The organism is Salinibacter sp. 10B (assembly GCF_002954405.1).
Taxonomy (GTDB): domain Bacteria; phylum Bacteroidota; class Rhodothermia; order Rhodothermales; family Salinibacteraceae; genus Salinibacter.
In genome coordinates, this window is sequence record NZ_MQWC01000004.1 from 3,303,352 (window position 1) to 3,321,593 (window position 18,242).

General features: G+C 60.6%; 16 protein-coding genes and 1 tRNA gene. 15 read left to right on the forward strand and 2 right to left on the reverse strand.

Annotation, left to right across the window (positions count from 1 at the left end; all coding sequences use genetic code 11):
• Window positions 1–114: 114 nt before the first annotated feature.
• The 14 genes from radA to BSZ35_RS13505 all read left to right on the forward strand — a co-directional run bounded on the left by radA (window position 115) and on the right by BSZ35_RS13505 (window position 13,358).
• Window positions 115–1,497, forward strand: a complete 1,383-nt coding sequence (radA, locus tag BSZ35_RS13440; RefSeq protein WP_105012929.1) for a DNA repair protein RadA — start codon at window positions 115–117, stop codon at window positions 1,495–1,497.
• Window positions 1,498–1,921: 424 nt separating this feature from the next.
• Entirely contained in the window at window positions 1,922–2,833 is a 912-nt protein-coding gene (locus BSZ35_RS13445; RefSeq protein ID WP_105012930.1) for a M23 family metallopeptidase, read from the forward strand.
• A gap of 102 nt (window positions 2,834–2,935) precedes the next feature.
• Complete coding sequence (locus BSZ35_RS13450) at window positions 2,936–3,379, forward strand: polymer-forming cytoskeletal protein (protein WP_258096391.1); 444 nt, start codon at window positions 2,936–2,938, stop codon at window positions 3,377–3,379.
• A 131-nt stretch (window positions 3,380–3,510) separates the two neighbouring features.
• A complete protein-coding gene (locus BSZ35_RS13455; protein WP_105012932.1) occupies window positions 3,511–3,849 on the forward strand; it encodes an AtpZ/AtpI family protein in 339 nt (112 codons plus the stop codon).
• Window positions 3,850–4,033: 184 nt separating this feature from the next.
• Window positions 4,034–4,333: a hypothetical protein gene (locus tag BSZ35_RS13460; protein ID WP_258096394.1), complete on the forward strand. Its 300-nt coding sequence runs from the start codon at window positions 4,034–4,036 to the stop codon at window positions 4,331–4,333.
• Between the two features lie 68 nt (window positions 4,334–4,401).
• Complete coding sequence (atpB, locus tag BSZ35_RS13465) at window positions 4,402–5,631, forward strand: F0F1 ATP synthase subunit A (protein WP_105013842.1); 1,230 nt, start codon at window positions 4,402–4,404, stop codon at window positions 5,629–5,631.
• A 77-nt stretch (window positions 5,632–5,708) separates the two neighbouring features.
• Entirely contained in the window at window positions 5,709–5,939 is a 231-nt protein-coding gene (gene atpE, locus BSZ35_RS13470) for an ATP synthase F0 subunit C (protein ID WP_105012933.1), read from the forward strand.
• A gap of 179 nt (window positions 5,940–6,118) precedes the next feature.
• On the forward strand, window positions 6,119–6,610 hold the full coding sequence (gene atpF / locus BSZ35_RS13475; RefSeq protein WP_105012934.1) for a F0F1 ATP synthase subunit B: 492 nt from the start codon (window positions 6,119–6,121) through the stop codon (window positions 6,608–6,610).
• A gap of 76 nt (window positions 6,611–6,686) precedes the next feature.
• Window positions 6,687–7,259 (forward strand): F0F1 ATP synthase subunit delta, encoded by a 573-nt coding sequence (locus BSZ35_RS13480; protein ID WP_105012935.1) that lies wholly within the window; start codon window positions 6,687–6,689, stop codon window positions 7,257–7,259.
• 66 nt (window positions 7,260–7,325) lie between these two features.
• Window positions 7,326–8,960, forward strand: coding sequence for a F0F1 ATP synthase subunit alpha (gene atpA, locus BSZ35_RS13485; protein WP_105012936.1), 1,635 nt, complete (start codon window positions 7,326–7,328; stop codon window positions 8,958–8,960).
• A 219-nt stretch (window positions 8,961–9,179) separates the two neighbouring features.
• Window positions 9,180–10,106, forward strand: coding sequence for an ATP synthase F1 subunit gamma (atpG, locus tag BSZ35_RS13490; RefSeq protein ID WP_105012937.1), 927 nt, complete (start codon window positions 9,180–9,182; stop codon window positions 10,104–10,106).
• Between the two features lie 118 nt (window positions 10,107–10,224).
• A tRNA-Ser gene (locus BSZ35_RS13495) sits at window positions 10,225–10,317 on the forward strand.
• A 205-nt stretch (window positions 10,318–10,522) separates the two neighbouring features.
• Complete coding sequence (locus BSZ35_RS13500) at window positions 10,523–11,938, forward strand: NAD-dependent epimerase/dehydratase family protein (protein WP_105012938.1); 1,416 nt, start codon at window positions 10,523–10,525, stop codon at window positions 11,936–11,938.
• A gap of 154 nt (window positions 11,939–12,092) precedes the next feature.
• Window positions 12,093–13,358, forward strand: a complete 1,266-nt coding sequence (locus tag BSZ35_RS13505; RefSeq protein ID WP_105012939.1) for an AAA family ATPase — start codon at window positions 12,093–12,095, stop codon at window positions 13,356–13,358.
• Between the two features lie 89 nt (window positions 13,359–13,447).
• Here BSZ35_RS13505 and BSZ35_RS13510 read toward each other — a convergent pair whose 3' ends face one another.
• A complete protein-coding gene (locus BSZ35_RS13510; protein WP_105012940.1) occupies window positions 13,448–14,143 on the reverse strand; it encodes a CDP-alcohol phosphatidyltransferase family protein in 696 nt (231 codons plus the stop codon).
• A gap of 372 nt (window positions 14,144–14,515) precedes the next feature.
• Here BSZ35_RS13510 and BSZ35_RS13515 point away from each other — a divergent pair, with 372 nt between their 5' ends.
• Window positions 14,516–16,807 carry a GWxTD domain-containing protein gene (locus BSZ35_RS13515; RefSeq protein ID WP_105012941.1) on the forward strand — a complete coding sequence of 764 codons (2,292 nt, stop codon included), beginning with the start codon at window positions 14,516–14,518 and terminating at the stop codon, window positions 16,805–16,807.
• A gap of 133 nt (window positions 16,808–16,940) precedes the next feature.
• Here the strand turns inward: BSZ35_RS13515 and BSZ35_RS13520 are convergent, their stop codons facing one another.
• Window positions 16,941–18,149, reverse strand: a complete 1,209-nt coding sequence (locus BSZ35_RS13520; protein ID WP_105012942.1) for a hypothetical protein — start codon at window positions 18,147–18,149, stop codon at window positions 16,941–16,943.
• Between the last annotated feature and the right edge of the window lie 93 nt (window positions 18,150–18,242).

Genomic DNA, 18,242 nt, shown 5'->3' on the forward strand with positions numbered 1-18,242 from the left:
AATTCTCCGTACGACTCATCGCGATAAGACAATCGAACGGAGGGCTCCGGCGCGTGATGCCGCGCCCGGGCGGTCCACCGGTGTTTTCGCACAAATCTTCGTTTAACAAAACCAATGGCGAAGTCGAACCCCCGGTACGTTTGTCAGGAGTGCGGACACGAGGCCTATAAATGGATGGGCAAGTGTGCAGGCTGCGGTGCCTGGAATACGCTTGTTCGCGAAGAAGAGCCCGATGAGGTGGAGGCACAGGTGCCCGACCTCACCTCTAACGCGCAGAGCAGCAACGGAACGTCGACACATGGAGCGCCGGAACGCCTCACGGAGGTGGAGATGGAGGGCGACGCTCGCCTCGCCACCGGCATTGAAGAGCTCGACCGCGTGATGGGCGGGGGCATCATGCAGGGCTCGTTCAGCCTCATCGCGGGCGATCCGGGCATCGGCAAGAGCACGCTCATGACCGAGCTGGCCGGCTACCTGCCTGATCGCGACATCTTGTACGTGACGGGGGAGGAGTCGAAGCGACAGGTGAAGCTTCGCGCTCAGCGCCTGGAGGTGGACTCCGATAACCTGTATCTCCTGGCCGAAACGAACGTGCAGCAGATCGCCGACGCGGTGGAGGAGGTGGCCCCGGACCTCCTGGTCGTCGATTCGATCCAGACCATCTACCGGCCCGATCTGTCGAGTGCGCCTGGATCGGTAAGCCAGGTGCGCGAAAGCACCGCCTCGCTGCTGAAGCTTACGAAGGAGCGGGAGTTTTCGACGTTTCTGGTGGGGCACGTCACGAAGAAGGGGACCATTGCCGGGCCGCGCGTGCTGGAGCACATGGTGGACACGGTCCTCTACTTTGAGGGTGATCAGCACCACGCCTATAGAATCCTGCGGAGCGTAAAAAACCGGTTCGGCGCCGCCAACGAGATAGGCGTCTTCGAGATGCGAGAGACGGGATTGCACGAGGTGCCCAACCCGAGCGAGCTCTTTCTCTCGGAGCGCGGGTACGGCGTAAGCGGATCCACGGTCGTCTGCTCACTGGAGGGCACGCGGCCGCTGTTGGTGGAGATCCAGGCCCTCGTAACGCCCACCTCCTACAACACACCGCAGCGCACGGTGACCGGCTTTGCGTCGCAGCGCCTGCAGATGATTCTGGCGGTACTGGAGAAGCGCTCCGGCCTCGCCTTCAGCGACCACGATGTGTTTGTAAATGTGGCCGGCGGTGTCACGCTCGACGAGCCCGCTGTGGACCTCGGGGTGGCCATTGCCGCGGCCTCGTCGTTCCGCGACATTCCGGCGGATACCGGCTCGGTGCTCATCGGCGAGGTAGGATTGGGCGGCGAGATTCGCACCGTCAGCCAGATCGAGCCGCGCCTGAAGGAGGCCGCCAAGCTTGGTTTTGAGCGCGCCGTGGTCCCCGAGAACAATCTCGACCGCATTGCCGGAGCGTACGACCTGGACGTGACTGGGGCCGAGCAACTGAAGGGCGTGGTGGATTTGGTGCTGTAATCCGTTTATAATCCGAGGTACGTCTCTTCTGCCGTAGCGGCATTCTGGGGAGCCTCCGTGTTTCAGAACCTGTTTTAATTTACGCCCGTCTCCACATCCGATGCCGATATTTTCGTAGACCAAAAGCACATCGGAGCGTATACGCCTGCATCCCCGGCGGGGAGGAACGGGTCCGCAGTCGTAGCGTCCTGCCGAACTCACAGCGTGTGAAATTAAAACAGCTTCTCAGGGCGGGTCCCAACGCTAGATTTGGCGGTCGATCCCCAGTGAATCATCGCCCGGCCGTTGCCAACATGTTCAGAGAGGAGCGGTCCGTTCCAGGCCGCACTGTTGCGTCCACGTAGAGGGAAAGGAACCTCTCGGTACCGCTCTGTCGTTGGACACGGTCACCCAACTCTGCACTGCTTCACAGGAGGATGGTTCTATGTGGTCGTTCCTGACCGATTTGTTTCGCCGGCCCGGCTCGACCCACACCGTCGTAGTGATGGACGGGGAGGAGGTTGGGCGCACCCGTCGCTACGAGGTGCAGCCGAAGCGACTTTTCATTACATGGAGCGTCAGTTTGCTGGTCACCATCCTTCTTGGGGCAAGCCTCGTTGCGTTTACGCCCCTTCGCACCTACATCCCGGGCTATGGGACGGAAGAGTTGCGGCGGAATGCACGCCTGAATGCCATTCGCGTAGCGGCCCTCCAAGACTCCGTTGCCGTGCAGCGTCACTACATCAAGCGTCTGCAACAGTTGCTAACCGGTCAGGTCGACTCCGTCGCGCGAACGGCCTCGGCGAACGTTCAAGCCCAACCGACCCGCGAACCGCAGACCACTGATCGCGCCGTGCCGGATCCCGACCAGGACAATCCCAACACGCAAGCACACGAGCAGCCCGCCATTTCGGCGACGAGCTTTTCGGTGACGGCCCGTTCCCAGAAGGGGGGCGCCGGCCGGTATATAATGCCGAGCCTCTCGCTGCCAGTGGAGTCGCCGGTGGAAACCGGATTCCCAACCCGAAACTTCGATGCGAGCGACGCTCATTTTGGGATTGACCTTGCCGTGTCGGAGGGCTCGCTCGTGCGGGCGGTGGGGGAAGGATACGTCGTACTGTCCGATTGGACGCAGGAGGGCGGCTATACGGTTGCAGTGCAGCACTCCGATGGATATCTTTCCGTCTATAAGCATAACAAACGGTTACTCAAGCAGACCGGGGACCGCGTCGAAGCCCGAGAGGCCCTGGCCGTCAGCGGGAACTCGGGAGAAGTGACGACCGGGCCGCACCTGCACTTTGAATTGTGGAGGAATGGCCTCGCGCAGGATCCGCGCCCCTACGTTACCGGTTGGTAGTGTGCCGTTGGGCGCATTGCGAACGCCACAGTTGACTTTACACCGTTCCACGTTCCTATGGGACTGTTCAACAATTCCTCGAAAGAGACCGAGTCCACGTCCATGCCTGATCAACAGAATCCCGCCCAGGACCAGATTAATCTCGTCGGTAAAGGGACGGTCTTCGAAGGGACGGTCCGTGCTGAAAATGATGTTCGGGCCAGCGGTCAGATCGTCGGTACCCTTCGGGTTGAAGGGAAGGCCATGATATCCGAGAGTGGCTCCGTAGATGGGGAGATTATTGCCACAAATGCTGATATTGCCGGTCGCGTACAGGGCGAGATTGAAATTGAAGAGCGCCTCGTGCTGAAGAGTACGGCTCAGGTCGACGGCAACATTAAGACCGATCGACTCGTCGTGGAAGAAGGCGCACAGTTTACGGGCGAATGCGAAATGGGCACCCCGATTTCCGTCAATGGGGAGCCAGAAGAAGAGGCCCCCACGGATGAGGGACCGGGCGTTTCGCCTGAGGAGGGAGAAGAGCCCGCCGAGGCGTCGTCTGCCTAAATCTCGACTGCCACGTTGTGGGCTCCGCGCGTGGGGACCGCCCATGGCGTGTGCGAGTGTGCCTGCTCGCATTCGGGAGACGACGGATCTCCAGGTGTGGAGGAATACTCCAGACAGCTAGGCCGATCGGTATGTCCGCTTCGGACGATCATAGAGCAGACAGCGGCCGCCGAGATGCCTCTGCGGCTGCTGATCGAGGGGACCGGTCAACGAACAAAGACTCTCCTCCGCCCTCCGGATCCGGAGGGCTGGAAGACTGGGTGACGGCCCTACGAGAGATGGCCCCCTATCTAGATCTTGGATGGCGGCTGGCTGGGGCAGCGGCGGGGCCCCCTTTGCTCGGGTATTTTCTCGTAGATCTTTGGTTTGGGACCTTGCCCTGGGGCGTCCTGACGGGGTGTGTGCTCGGCCTAGCGGCCGCCGGGCTCCAGCTCAAAAAGTTGCAGGATGAGTTTGGACGGTCGGAATAAGGGATTTTGAGGATGTTGAACCGGCAAGCTGGGGACTGCGCATTTCTTTCATGTGCGATTCACCGCTTCTCATAAGTCCTCCATTGACCGGCTTCCTACCTTCTGATTGGTAGCATCGTACCGGTGCCTCCGGCGTGAGGGTGGGAATACTCTCGCACACTCCAGTGCATTCCTGGCACAACGCATGGGTTTGTGGCTTGGCATTGCCGGCGGTGTGAGTGTGATGGTGGGGCACACGCTGCTCCGCATCCTTACACATCGGTGGGCATTGCGTCGGTCGGAGGGGCGGGCCTTCCTGCTCTTTGAGTTGGGAGGGCTTGGCATCCGGATGGCGCTGGTCCTGGGGGCCGTAGGACTTGTGCTGGCATTTGTGCCGGTTCACGAAGCGGCATTCGTGGGAACGGTGCTTCTCCTCCTCGTCGTGAGTATGGTGGTCGAGGTCCGACTCATTGTGCGTCGGATCGATCAGGGGGCGCTGGGATGACGGGAGTGCCCGGTGCGGCGACGAGGGATCATTTTTTCTGTTTCACGTGCTTGTTTGTCACGCGCATCATGGTCACACGCATCCGCTCGTTTGCAGTGGTCGCGCTTCTCCTGCTTGGGATGGGCGTGGCCGTGACGCCTTCCGCTACTCATGCGGCTGAGGGAGAGGGCGAATTGACCCTCGAAGGCATCGTCAACAACACGATCATTGGGCACGCCACCGATGGGAATTACCTCAACCTGAAGCCCTTTGGCAGCCCCGAGCTTCCGCGCATCATGTTGGCCCGCACAGCGGGAGGGAATTTGACAATTGATGCGTACGGAAGTACGAAGAGCCTGCTGAAGAATGGGCCCTACGGCCTGAGGCACCACGGTGACGGGGCGGACGGCGGACACGCAGACGTCATTACGGATCCGGCTCAGATTGAAGAGGCGATCGCGTCTAAAGAGCACCTCCATAGCTCTGTGGCGCGCACGAGCGGGCACGTTGTCGCCGACTTTTCGATTACGCGCCACTTCGTGCTTTCCTTTCTCGCGTTCCTCATCGTGACGGCCGTCTTCGTGACGTTGGCGCAGCGATACAAGGAGGGCATTGGGCGGACGACAGCGCCCCAGGGAACCTTGCAGAATATGATGGAGGTGATGGTGGTCTTTATCCGCGACGAAATCGCAAAGCCCAACATTCAGGGCGAGAAGTGGCGGACCTTCCTTCCGTACCTCCTTACGTCCTTTTTCTTCATTCTGGTGGCCAACATTCTCGGCCTCGTCCCCTTTGCGGGGGCTCCGACCTCCAACATTGCCATCACGGGCGTGATGGCCTTTATGACATTCATTATCGGCCTACTGTACGGGTCGAAGGATCACTACCTCGAACTGCTCACCGGTCCGCCCGACGCTCCGGCCTTCGTGCGCGTCATCCTCGTGCCCATTGAGATCATCGGTCTCGTGATGCGGCACCTGGCGCTGGCCATTCGTCTGTTCGCGAATATGCTCGGGGGCTCGCTGATCATCTTCAGTCTCCTTGGGCTGATCTTCATCATGAATGTGGTCTTTGGCCAGGCGGCGGCCTGGGGGACCACCGTCATTAGCATAGGATTCACGGTCTTCATCTTGTTGGTGAAGCTGCTCGTTGCCTTCATTCAGGCGTACGTCTTCACCACCCTGTCGGCGCTCTTCATCGGAATGTCCGTTGAGGAGCATCATCACGACGGTCACGAATCGGATTCCTCCACGGGTCAGGGCGACTTTGAAAGTCGGCTCGATGCGGTGGAGGATGCTGTGGAGCCGACAGCCGCGTAACATCGGCCGCTCGCTTTTGCGGCCTGTTTTGCATCACCATCGTAGTTGCACTCCTACTTCATTAAGAAACGCTCATCATGGATCCCGCTGCTCTCGCTTATCTCGCTGCAGGTCTCGGTGCCGGAATTGCGGCCATTGGGGCTGGTATTGGAATTGGCTGGCTCGCTAGCTCGTCGATGGACGGGGCGGCCCGACAGCCCGAAGCCGCTGGTGACATCCGCGGCCTTATGATTGTTTCCGCTGCTCTGATTGAGGGTGTTGCCCTCTTTGCGCTCATTATCTGCCTGCTCCTCGTGGTGTTGGTCTAACTCACTTTGTTCGGCCATGGCCGCTCATTCCCTCCCGTGGACGGGTGGGGATGGGGCGGCACGACCGATTCGGGCGACCCCCCGTGCCCTTCGTTTGCCAAAGCAGGGGCCGTTTGCGGATCGGTAGGCCACTGTTCTCTCCTGCGACTGCCTCTTTTCGCGCATAGCTTTTCGGTTCCATGGATCTGATTGCCCCTGAGCCCGGCCTCATCTTCTGGAAGTCTGTTGCGTTCCTGATCTTCCTGTATGTGCTTTATCGGTTCGGATGGGGGCCGATTACCCAGTCGCTCGAAGAGCGTGAGGAAGAGATTGAAAGCTCGATCCGACGGGCCGAAGACGCTCTTGCTGAGGCCAAGGAAATTCAGGCCGAAAACAAGAAGGCCCGACGCGAGGCCGAGCAAAAGGCACAGAAGATCCTGCGCGAGGCGCGCGAGTCTGCCGAAGAGTTGCGGGAGGAAGAAGAGGCCAAGACGCGCAAACGCATTCAGCAAATGCAGGAGCAGGCTCAGGCCGAAATCGAGCGCGAAAAGCAGGCCGCCCTTGAGGAACTGCGCGATGAGGTGGCCGACCTGGCCATTGAGGCCGCCCAGAAAATCATCGAGGAGGACCTGGATGCGGATCAGCACCGCAAGCTCGTGCAGGATGCGCTCGACGACTTCCCGACAAATTAGTGCGTTTGAAGGTTGAATGGTTGAGCGGTAGAACGTCGCAACCTTCAACCTGTCAACGTTCCAACCTTCAACCCATATGAGTCAAAGCACAGTTGCCCGGCGCTACGCCACCGCGCTTTACGAAGAGGCCGAAGAGACCGGGGCCCTAGAGAAGGTCGACGAGGACGTTCTCATGCTCCGCGAGAGCCTGGAGTCCAACGACGAGTTGGCTCGTTTCTTCGAAAGTCCGGTTATTCCCCAAGAGAAAAAGGATTCGATTCTCCAGACTCTTCTGGGCGACCGGGTCGACCAGCTCGTTGTGCGGTTTCTGCGCCTGCTGGTGCAGAAGGACCGGGAGACGATGACGAAGGCAATCCTGGATGCGTACCAGTCGCTCCGCGACGAACAGCAAGGCATCGTGGATGCGCACGTGACGACGGCGCACCCGCTTTCCGATGAGGTTCAAGAGACTGTGGTCGACACGCTGGAAGAGCAAACCGGAAAGACCGTTCGTCTGCATACGACGGAAGATCCGGATGTTATCGGCGGCCTCATTATCCGAATTGGCGATCACGTGTTCGACGGAAGCGTCCGCAACAAGCTTTCCAACCTGCACGACCGGCTGCGCGAGTCCTCACTTGCCCTCGACGTGAACGGGCAGGCTGCGTAGACGATCGATTGGGGCCGACCGCCCCGGCTCTCGACAAGTCTGTATCATTCGATTTCCGAGCATCTTATGTCTAACGGCTCCATTCGACCCGACGAAGTCACCGATGTCCTCCGCCGCGAGCTCGGCGGCTTCGAGACCGAAGCGGAGGAGTACGAAGCTGGTACCGTCCTCCAGGCCGGCGACGGCATTGCCACGCTTTATGGCCTCAGCAACGTGCAGGCCGGCGAGCTCGTGGAGTTTCCGGAGCAGGACGTGGACGGTATGGTCCTGAACCTGGAGGAGGACAATGTCGGGGTCATTCTCTTCGGCGACGTTGACGCCGTAAGCGAGGGTGACGAGGCCCGGCGTACGGGCGAAATTGCCTCCGTGGGCGTCAATGAAAATATGCTGGGTCGCGTCATCGACCCGCTTGGGCGTCCGCTCGACGGGCAGGGACCGATTGAAGGGGAGAAAATGACGCTCCCCCTGGAGCGGAAGGCGCCGGGCGTAATTTATCGCGAGCCGGTGGAGGAGCCGTTGCAGACCGGCATTAAGGCCATCGACTCCATGATTCCGATTGGCCGAGGGCAGCGTGAGCTCATCGTCGGCGACCGGCAGACCGGGAAGACGGCGCTACAGATTGATACGATCATCAATCAGAAGAGCACGCACGACCCGGAGACCGACAGCGAGCCGGTGTACTGCGTGTACGTGGCGGTCGGGCAGAAGGACTCGACGGTGGCGCAGGTCAAGCGCGACTTGGAGCGCAACGGGGCAATGGAGTACACGGTCATTATTAACGCCTCGGCCTCCATGCCGACGCCCCTGCAGTACATTGCGCCGTTTGCGGGCGCCTGCATTGGCGAGTACTTCCGCGACACGGGGCGTCACTCGCTCGTCTGCTACGACGACCTCTCGAAGCAGGCCGTGGCGTACCGCGAGCTTTCGCTCCTGCTGCGTCGTCCGCCCGGACGAGAGGCATACCCGGGCGATGTCTTTTATCTCCACAGCCGCCTGCTGGAACGGGCCGCCAAGATCATCGACAACGATGAGGTGGCCGGCCAGATGAACAACCTTCCGGAGCCGCTGCAGGACGAGGTGGAAGGGGGCGGGTCCCTCACGGCCCTTCCCATTATCGAGACACAGGCGGGAGACGTATCGGCTTACATCCCGACGAACGTGATCTCGATTACGGACGGTCAGATTTATCTGGAGACCGACCTCTTCAACTCCGGCATCCGTCCGGCCATTGACGTGGGCGCGTCGGTCTCGCGTGTTGGAGGCTCAGCGCAGGTGAGCGCCATGAAGGACGTGGCCGGCACGCTGCGCATTGACCTCTCGCAGTACCGCGAGCTGGAGGCATTTGCAAAGTTTGGTTCTGACCTCGATCCCTCGACCCAGCGGCAGCTGAACCGGGGCGAGCGCCTGGTCGAAATCCTCAACCAGGACCAGTTTGCGCCGGTCCCGGTCGAGGAGCAGATTGCCATCATCTACGCCGCCATTAACGGGCACCTCGACTCGGTGCCGGTTGAGGACATCGAAGAGTTTGAGGATGAGTACATCGAGCGACTTCAGCTCCGGCACGAGGACGTGCTCACTGAGATTCGGGAGACGGAAGAGATGTCCGAGGCTGCGGAAGAGGCGTTTGAGGAGGTCGCCGCCGACCTCGCCGAGGTCTATGCCGAGGAGGAAGAAGAGGAGCAGGAGGACGTGCTTGCGTAGGGACTGCCTGGACTGCTTGATGCACAGAGCGTTCGCGTTTGACGGAGGAGGCGTTCGGGCTGCGAAAGAAGGAGAGTGGATTTCGTAGCTCGTGGTGTCCGATCGGGGGCTAGACGCCAACCCGATTCAAAATCCGCACGATGCGCGGTGTGAAACAGGCAGGCGGCAAGAGTTTCTTTCTGGTTTGATCGTTATCTGCATTCCCCAGTCGTCTGAATCATGGCGAACCTTCGCGAAATCCGAAACCGGATCGAGTCCGTCGAAAATACGAAGCAGGTGACCCGTGCCATGAAGATGGTGGCGGCGGCGAAGCTGCGGCGGGCGCAGGATCGGATCTTTCAAACCCGTCCGTATGCGTACAAGGTAGGCGAGCTCATCAGTCACCTGAAGCGCGAGCTTGACCCTACAGTGCACCCGTTCTTTACGGCGCCGGAGGAAAGCGAAGGGGTGCTGGTCATTGTCGTGACCGCCGATCGGGGGCTGTGCGGTGGGTTCAACAGTAGCATCATCAACAAGGCCGAAGCTCTGATTGAACGGGAGTATGCGGAGGAGAAACAGAACGACGATCTGTTCCTTCTTTGCGTGGGCGAGGAGGGGCATCGGCACTTCAAGAAACGAGACTACCGGCTTGTAGGGGACTACCAGGGGATCTTTGATGGTCTCAACTTCAACATTGCCAAGCAGATCGTGCAGGATGCTGTGGAAGGGTTCGAGCGCAGCATCTGGGGAGACGTGAAGCTCGTCTACAACGAGTTCAAAAACACAATCGTCCAGAATCAGATTGTGGAGCCCCTGCTTCCCATTCCCGAGGAGCGGTTCGAAACTCCGGTCATGCAGGAAGAGGCAGACCTTTTCGACCTTCCTGACAATGGACAGGCCGTGGATTACATCTTTGAGCCCAATGCTCGTGGCCTGCTCGACGAACTCGTGCCTCGCTTCCTCTACTATCAGATGTGGCGGGCACTTTTGGAATCCAATGCTGCCGAGCAGGGGGCCCGCATGGTGGCGATGGACAACGCGACCGAAAATGCTAAGGAGCTGATCGACGACCTCACACTCGAATTCAACCGGGCCCGCCAGAGTGCCATTACGATGGAGATCCTGGATATTACCACTGGGGCCGAAGCGCTTGAGGATTCTGAATAGGTGGGGGAGCCCAGGCTTGCGACCTCTCCCCAACGGAGGCGCTCGGAAGAGGGGGGACATCACCAGACCTGGCATTGCAACAATATCGAGAGCACGACATACGACATTGATGGTTCGTGGAGAGGTGGCCGAGTGGTCGAAGGCGCTCCCCTGCTAAGGGAGTAAACGGTTTAGCGCCGTTTCGGGGGTTCGAATCCCCCCCTCTCCGCCATTTTGTTTGTGCCGAATGGGTCCGCTTCTACGGCGGACCCTTTTTCTTTTGCGATGAGGTGTCTAGCTCGCGGGGGAAACGCTTTTGGGCCGTCGGGAAGTCGACTGATTCGTAAAGAACCTGCTCTCCCCCGGAAAGGCCGCGTCGTTTGGGAGTTGGGCTGTTGTAGAAAAACTCGAGATTGATCAATCGGGGATGGATCAGTATGGGCGAACGTCCAACGGTGGCCATTGCCGGTGCCACTGGTTTCATCGGAACGGCCCTACGCCGAGCGCTAGCGGACGAGTACGACCTCATCGGACTCACGCGATCGCCGGTGCGGGCACGGGTGAATGCGACGGCCGCGTCCGGCGAAACGTGGCAGCACTGCGATCTTTTTGATCCCTATGCTGTGTGGGATGGGCTGAAAGGCGCCGATTACGCCATTTACCTCGTTCATTCGATGCTTCCGTCCGCCCGGCTTACACAGGGGAACGTGGCGGATCTTGATCTGCTGCAGGCCGACAACTTTGCACGCGCGGCGGAGGCACAGGGGGTTGAACAGATCCTCTACCTGGGGGCTCTTGTCCCGGAGGACGCATCCGATTTGCCCTTTCCCCTTCGTCGACGGCTGGAGGTTGAGCAGGCCCTTGGGTCGACCTCCGTTCCCCTCACGACGCTCCGCGCCGGTCTCGTCGTAGGACCGGGCGGCACGTGGCTCCGATTGCTACTGAATCTGGTGCGGCGGCTGCCGGTGATGGTGCTTCCCTCATGGACGCGCGCCATTACACAACCCATTGCCCTTCGGGATGTAGTACGGGGACTCGCGCGGGCGCTTGGGGACGAGAGAACCTACGGGGCAACCTATGACATTGGGGGGCCCGACATTATGAGCTATCGCGAGATGCTTCTCCGCACGGCCCGCGTGCTGGGACTGGAGCGACACACCACGACGGTGCCCATGGAGTCGCCCCGGCTGTCCAAACTCTGGGTGCGCGTCTTTGGCGGAGGGCCGTGGGCCCTTATCAGCCCAATTATCGACAGCCTGCGATATCAGACGCGCGTCCAGCCCAACGAAATGCAGACGTGGCTGCAGCAGGACAGCACTCATTTTGAAGAGGCCGTAGCGGCCTCGGTCGACGAGAAGGGACGCCCGCTTCCCAATCCCCGAGATGAACTGCGGCCCCGGGAGGACGAGATCATTCGGGCACAGAGTGTGGCACGGTCCGTTCAGCGCATGCCGTGCCCGTCCGGCTTTACGGCCCGCGACATTGCCAACGAATACCTGCGCTGGCTTCCTCGGCTCGGCTGGCCCCTGCTTCGGGTGCGGGTGTCTTATGGACGTGTAGCCCGTTTCCAGTTGCGCCCCTCAGGACATACGCTGCTCACGCTTCGCTTTGCCGCTGATCGTAGCCCAGAGGGGCGACAACTGTTTTTCGTGACGGGGGGGCTGCTCGTTGAAAACGGGGAGCCGTCCGGGCGACTCGAATTCCGGCAGGTGATGGGGGGAGAGGCTGTTCTGGCGGCCGTGCACGACTTTTCCCCGCGGCTGCCGTGGGTACTGTACAATAGCACACAGGCGCTCGTGCACCTGCTCGTCATGCGACAGTTTCGGCGCCACCTCGCCCATCTGTCCGAGTAGCGAAGGGAAGGCCGCACCGGAATCGGCGGTGCACGGTCAACAGGATCAAAGAGTGGTGCAATCGATCGTCCCTCCCCCTTCCGGCAGGACCATTTCCGGGCGGTCTCGCATAACTTCTCCTCTCATTCGTCCTCGGTGCCCCGTTTCCAACTCAATGGCGACGTTTACCGACGCCCCCTTCACCGACGACCAGCAGGCTGCCTACGACGAGGTCTATGACCGTCTCGCACGCGGGGAGCGGTACACCGGCCTGCGGGGATACGCCGGCACAGGAAAAACGTATCTCGTGAGCCGTCTCGTCGAGCAACTCGTGGAGGAGGAATGCGCGGTTACGGTGTGTGCGCCCACCCACAAGGCCGTGCAGGTACTAACCGAGGAGCTTGGGGAGGCGCCCGTCCAGATGCAGACGCTTCACTCCTTCCTGGGCCTCCGCCTGCAACCCACGGAGGATGGGGAGTACGAGCTGGTGGCCGAGGAGACGCAGGACTACGCCGCCGGGGTTGTGATTGTCGACGAGGCGTCGATGATTGGACGGGAGGAATGGGCCCACATTGAAGACTCACCGTTTTGGCTACAGTGGCTCTTCGTGGGCGATCCTGCACAGTTGCCGCCCGTCAACGAGGAGCCGTCGCCGGCCCTCGACGTGCCCGGGCCCACGCTGGAAACGATTCACCGCCAGGCGGCCGACAACCCCATTCTAGAGCTTGCCACCCAGATCCGAACGGGAGAGAAGGGCCGGTTCAGCAGCACGTTCGAGGACGGCAAGGGCGTAGCCATTACGCATGACCGCGGGGAGTTTCTCGATAGTGTGCTGCGGGTCTTCGATACTGAGGCTTTTGCCGAAGACGCTACGCATGCTCGCGTCCTTGCCTATAGAAACAAGACGGTGCGTCGCTACAACCGCGAAATTCGGACGGAGCGGTACGGAACTGATGCCGACCGGTTTGTGGAGGGAGAGTGGCTTGTGGCCACAGAGACGTGGTATCACGACGGCGTGGCCCGCTTGACCAACAGCGAGGAGGTGCGTGTCAAAACCGCTACCGTTGATACCTTCGAGGCCGATGATCAGAGCGAGTGGAAGACGTGGAAGTTGAAGGTGCGTACGCCGGGGCGAGGGCTCACACGTACGGCCTTTGTACTGCACGAGGACGACTTCGAACGCTATGAGGAACGGCTGGAGCGCCGTCGCGAGGCCGCGAAAAAGGATGGCTCGAAATGGGAGCGGTACTACGAACTTCGCGAGCGCTTCGCGAGGGTCGACTACGCGTATGCGTCGACCGTCCATAAGGCGCAGGGCTCCACGTTCGATACCGTCTTCGTGGATCGCCGCGATCTGCGGGCGTGTCGGGGCGAGGAGCGGAACGCGCTTCTCTATGTGGCCGTCACTCGGCCTGCCCGGCGACTTGCGCTGTTAGTCTGAAGCCGGAATGGTGGGGGAGAAGCGGCGGACAGTTGCGCTCGTCATCTCGTCTGCGAGGAGGGGGCTGGGACCGGTAATCGGCGAGAACGTTATGGCGTTTTTGAGGGGGAAGAGGGGGGCAGCATTCTCCAGAGCGAATGGCCGAAGGAAATGGTGAGTGCCAGGGTCGCGAGGAGGGCCAGCGGACGAGCCAGGGGGGCGTAGGGGAGAAACGAGAAGAGGAGCGCGCCAATCATGCCGCTGTAGATGTAACGGGCAAGATCCGATCGCGCCTCGGTGGTCTCCGTGGTAAAGGGGAGAAAGAGCAGCAGGACAAAGCCATAGCGCAAGAGACCAGCAACGAGTATCCAAGCCGGCAGTCGGTCCTGAAACGCAGCGATTCCACACAGGAGAAGGAGAAATAAGGCATCCGTCTCCTTGTCGAAGAAGGCCCCGAAGGTAGACGACCGACCGGCACGACGGGCGAGCCATCCGTCGAGGCCGTCAGTCGCGAGGACGCAGATGCTCAGTCCGATGAGAAAAAGCGGACCGTGCGCCGCCGCGGACGGAAGAAAGCAGAGCAGCCCAGCGCGAAAAGCTGTAACCGTGTTGGCACTGCCGAAGTCCCCTTGCGGAGTCCACTGATGTCGGCCCACGAACACAAGAAGCGCCAGCAGCGCAATGCCGCTCACGAGAAACAGCTCCGAATGCCCGGCCCAGACCGCCGCGGCGGTTGTTCCCAGCATGCCGACGGCATTGGCGAGCGACCACCGCTCGAAGAGATTTGCGGTACGAAAAGCGGGCATGAGGAGGACAAATCAGACGTGAAGAAGGAGCGTCGAATCGACATCATTCGTGGGGAATGAGGGGCGGGACACGCCGGGACAGTAGAGCCAGGCGGCGTTCCGTTGTGCCCCTCCTCGCTAGGTTATGCGACACTATGTTCGTATCAGAGTGGGGCCGCGGACATCCGGTGCAGTTCCGAAACGTCCCGTCAGTTGTCCTTTAGGCGAGACAGGGGGAGGGATGACGGGCGCAATATGACGTAGGGGCAACGAAAAATCACAAGGAAAGGTCATGCCGGAAACATTAAGGGCGAGTGAACATCAGTATCGCCCGGTGTATCCAGTCCTTTGGGGGGCGAGCCGTGTGCTCCGAACCAGCCGTGGAGGTAACCGATGAATTGCTTTGATGCTGGTCGTCTATTTGATCGTTTGCTTGTCGCAGTCCTAGGAGGGAAGGTATGGGGACTTCTCGTACTGGTGTTGGCGGGAGGAGGAAGCCTGATGCCGGTGGAGGCTCAGTGGACGTCGGCGCGTCTCGAACCGCTGTCACCGGCGGCACAGGCAAAGGGGGGGATTGAACTCCTTCGGGCGGGGCGGATCGAAGAGGCACGATCGTTTTTGGAAGAGGCCTTTTCTGCGCGTCCATCCCTCATCCTCCCGGAGCGGGGCGCAGTGGCCTACTGGGCGGGCGAAGCGTACGCCCGAGCGGGCGATTCGGTACAGGCACGGGCGGCTTGGCAGAAGGGCGCGCGCCTGCTGCAGGAAAAAGAGGCATTCGACGTCCGGTTGGCCGACGCATATCTGCGTTCCCTAACCCGTGGACAACTACGCGATCAACGACTTCGGGCCGTTGAGGCCTACGCCGGCTTGATGGAGCAGGTCGGGCCCGATTCCGCGTCGGGAGTACAGGAGCTCTTTCGGCGGCGTGTGGCTCAGATCGTTCCGCTCATGACGGAGGAGGTGTTTGCACAGGTCGTGGGGGAGGGGGCGCGAGACGAGGATCCGGCCACCTGGACGTTTCGGGCAGGAGCAGGAGACAGCCTTCAAGCCTGGTGGCGCGGCCTGGATCCGTATCCGGACACACCCGAGAATGAACGACTGGAGGAGCACCTCACGCGTCTCGTTCATGCTCGTCAATCCTTTGCTTGCGAAGAGGCGGTAAGCGGATTCGATAGGCGGGGGACAGTCTATCTCCGGTTCGGAGCGCCGTACAAGCGGCGAGAACTGAGCTACAAGAACGGGGAGTTTTTCCGAGAGGTCTTTCGTTTTGGGGTTCCAGTTTCTTCGTCTTCATTTCCAGAGAGTGAGATCTGGCTCTATCCCGGGCTTTCGGATTTCGGCTACTACCTCTTTGCGGAGGGGGAGGGCACGGATTGCTACGAAGAGGTGCGGACCAACGACCTGATGCCCAATACCCTCACTCGGATGCGAAGCAATACGGAGCGGGGACTGAACATTGCATACTCGTCTCTCATGGCCATGCGCGCGATTTATCGAGAACTGGCACTCTATCACATTAGCTTTAGTACCCGGTACAGCGAGATTGCCGATTATGCCAACTACCAGGAGATGGAGGCGACGAAAGCGGAAATCGACCGCAGGATGGGCAGGGAGACGAACAGTGGGGGGGCACGACATGTGACGGTGGGGGCCGGCGTGGGAATGACACGGACAGTAACGATCAATCCAGTGATCGGGATGGAGGCACCCACGCAATTTGTTACGCAGATGGTCGCGCAGGCTCAACAGGCAGACCGATACGCCGAGAAGCGTCGCGAAGACGAGATGCCTCGCCAGTACACGGCACTGCACGACAACGTGCCGGAGTTGCCCGTGGCAATCCGAATGGCCCGGTTTCTGAACGAAGACGGAACCACTCGCACAGAGGTGTACTGGGGCATCTCTGCCGAGGCGGCTCGTCTGCAGCCCGATGCGGAAGACGAAGAGCCTGCCCCTTCGATGATCCGGTTCTCTGCCACTCAACACAACAAGGACCGAACGCAGGTACAGCGACGAAACCGTCGTCACGAACTCCAGGCACGACCGGACACCGATCGGGAGGCGTTTACGCCACCCCCCATCGCGTTCAAAAATATCACGTCGCTTCATCACCTTTCTCTGCAGTGGACTCAACACCGGCTCTGGCAAGAAGAGGACGGTGCGATTGCGGGATTGGGGCCGAAGCGCCGGTTTACAATTGTTCGAGCCGATTCCCTGTCGCCCCTCCGCGCTTCGGGACCGGAACCTGAGATGAGCGACCTGAAAGTGTTGTCGCTTCCGGACACGACGGCGAACATACTGGCCCAGCCGGAACAGTATTCATATCCGTATCCCTTTTCGTCTCTCACGGCTGACACGCCCCTTCTGCTGTCCTTCGAGGTGTACCACCTCTCGTTCGGGAACGACGACCGAACCCGGTACACGATTTCGTATGAGGTGAAGGGCGAGACGCAACGGGGATGGAGTCGTCTTTTCCGAGGGCAGGATACACAGCGGACGACGACCGAGACCACGCGGCAGGGCACGGAGCGTCGCGCCCGTGAGCGCATTCTCCTCGACCTCTCGCGTATTAGTCGGGACGAGGCACAGGACGTGCGGGTTACGGTTCGAGTGACGGATGAAGTGACGGGGGCCTCCGTCACGCGATCCCTCGATTTCATGCTCCGTCCCACCGATGCCTCGTAGCGCCTGCTTTTCCGCCCTCTGGGGATTCAAAGAGTCCTGGGTCTTCGACCGGATTGACCGACCCTTAGGGCTGTGGCTTCTCAACGCGAGGACATATACGACGAACAAGAGGGCCCTCTTCGATTGGGGACTGCTACCGGTCTGAGGTAGTTGCAGCGGACTGAATCCGGCCCACGAATTGAGCCACCGCTTCGAGGTACTCCTCCCGGACGCGGAGAAGGCTGTGGATGGAACCGACCTTTGTATGCTTTTCGGCCGCCGTCACTCCGGTGAGATCCACGACGGTGTCGAGGTAGCGTTTCCAGATCTCCGGATCGTAGCCACCGTCCTCCGAGATGGCGCCCAGCCAGCCGAGTTCGAAGGCCCCCTCCGTCCAGAGCACGATGACGGTCCAGTGCCGATCCAGGCCGCCGGGATCGGGCAAGCGAAGAGAGACGGAACTTGATCGCCATACCCGCACGGGACCGAGCGACGTGATGTCGTCAATGAGAGCACGCACCTCGTCCACGGTTTCTGAAGAGGTGTTGTCCGCAAGTTGCTCGAAAAAGGCCGTTTCCGTGAGCTGTTGCCGACTTGACGAGTCGTCTTCCTCTTCCTCCGGCAATTCCACCGTCACGTCCACGTCGTTCGGGGCCTGCACATCCACGACGGCACGGGTCACTTCGGACGTGCGCGCCACGACTCGTGGTTGTATCAGCAAGGGGCGGTCGTTGTCCGAGTGGAGGCGAAAGAGGGCCAGTTCGATGAGACGAAGAGAAAAGTGAAGATTGGGGGCGTCCTGCAGGTACGAGGAGAGGGCCTCCAGATTTTTTCGAATGCCGTCCCCCACGATGAGGAGCAAGACCTCCCCTCGCTGTAGCGTCCGGGTGACCGTGTCGATGAAGGATGCTGCGTCGACATCGTGGCCCCGTTGCCGGACCCGTTCCAAGAGTCCATTCGATGCGTCATCGGCTTGGCGCACGGCATTGTCAAGTTCTTCGAAGCCCCAGTGCGAGAGGTCCTTCGCGTACTCGACGATTTGGCCGACCACTTGGCGTCGGGCTTCGGGGCTGTCCCACAGTTTCGCTTCGACCAGTGTCAGGTAGCCTTTCGGAGAGACGTACAGCGCATCCAAGAATCCAGAAGGGATTGGGATTTCCCTTCCGAGATAGACGAGCGGGGCGTACGCCGGTTCGATTTCGGAGACGGGAAGCACCCGGGGGTGAGCGGCGAGCAACTCCTGGAGGCGTTCTTCCCGAAAGGGGGGATCTCCTAGTGGGATTCGCTCCAGCTGTTTTGCCGATGCGCCTGAGTTCGGCAGAATAAGGGGCGTCGCGTCCGGCTGTTGAGGGCGCTTCTCCATGGCAGGTATTCAGATGGAAGAACCAGATGTCGCTTTCGGGGGCGCGAGGCTGAGCCTTTTCAGCACCCAGGCTCCCATGTCCTCCCGCCCACA

Excerpts from the sequence above, each read along its gene's own strand:
- radA (WP_105012929.1), top strand. The coding sequence starts at position 115 with ATGGCGAAGTCGAACCCCCGGTACGTTTGTCAGGAGTGCGGACACGAG.
- BSZ35_RS13445 (WP_105012930.1), top strand. The coding sequence starts at position 1,922 with ATGTGGTCGTTCCTGACCGATTTGTTTCGCCGGCCCGGCTCGACCCAC.
- BSZ35_RS13450 (WP_258096391.1), top strand. The coding sequence starts at position 2,936 with ATGCCTGATCAACAGAATCCCGCCCAGGACCAGATTAATCTCGTCGGT.
- BSZ35_RS13455 (WP_105012932.1), top strand. The coding sequence starts at position 3,511 with ATGTCCGCTTCGGACGATCATAGAGCAGACAGCGGCCGCCGAGATGCC.
- BSZ35_RS13460 (WP_258096394.1), top strand. The coding sequence starts at position 4,034 with ATGGGTTTGTGGCTTGGCATTGCCGGCGGTGTGAGTGTGATGGTGGGG.
- atpB (WP_105013842.1), top strand. The coding sequence starts at position 4,402 with ATGGTCACACGCATCCGCTCGTTTGCAGTGGTCGCGCTTCTCCTGCTT.
- atpE (WP_105012933.1), top strand. The coding sequence starts at position 5,709 with ATGGATCCCGCTGCTCTCGCTTATCTCGCTGCAGGTCTCGGTGCCGGA.
- atpF (WP_105012934.1), top strand. The coding sequence starts at position 6,119 with ATGGATCTGATTGCCCCTGAGCCCGGCCTCATCTTCTGGAAGTCTGTT.
- BSZ35_RS13480 (WP_105012935.1), top strand. The coding sequence starts at position 6,687 with ATGAGTCAAAGCACAGTTGCCCGGCGCTACGCCACCGCGCTTTACGAA.
- atpA (WP_105012936.1), top strand. The coding sequence starts at position 7,326 with ATGTCTAACGGCTCCATTCGACCCGACGAAGTCACCGATGTCCTCCGC.
- atpG (WP_105012937.1), top strand. The coding sequence starts at position 9,180 with ATGGCGAACCTTCGCGAAATCCGAAACCGGATCGAGTCCGTCGAAAAT.
- BSZ35_RS13500 (WP_105012938.1), top strand. The coding sequence starts at position 10,523 with ATGGGCGAACGTCCAACGGTGGCCATTGCCGGTGCCACTGGTTTCATC.
- BSZ35_RS13505 (WP_105012939.1), top strand. The coding sequence starts at position 12,093 with ATGGCGACGTTTACCGACGCCCCCTTCACCGACGACCAGCAGGCTGCC.
- BSZ35_RS13510 (WP_105012940.1), bottom strand. The coding sequence starts at position 14,143 with ATGCCCGCTTTTCGTACCGCAAATCTCTTCGAGCGGTGGTCGCTCGCC.
- BSZ35_RS13515 (WP_105012941.1), top strand. The coding sequence starts at position 14,516 with ATGAATTGCTTTGATGCTGGTCGTCTATTTGATCGTTTGCTTGTCGCA.
- BSZ35_RS13520 (WP_105012942.1), bottom strand. The coding sequence starts at position 18,149 with ATGGAGAAGCGCCCTCAACAGCCGGACGCGACGCCCCTTATTCTGCCG.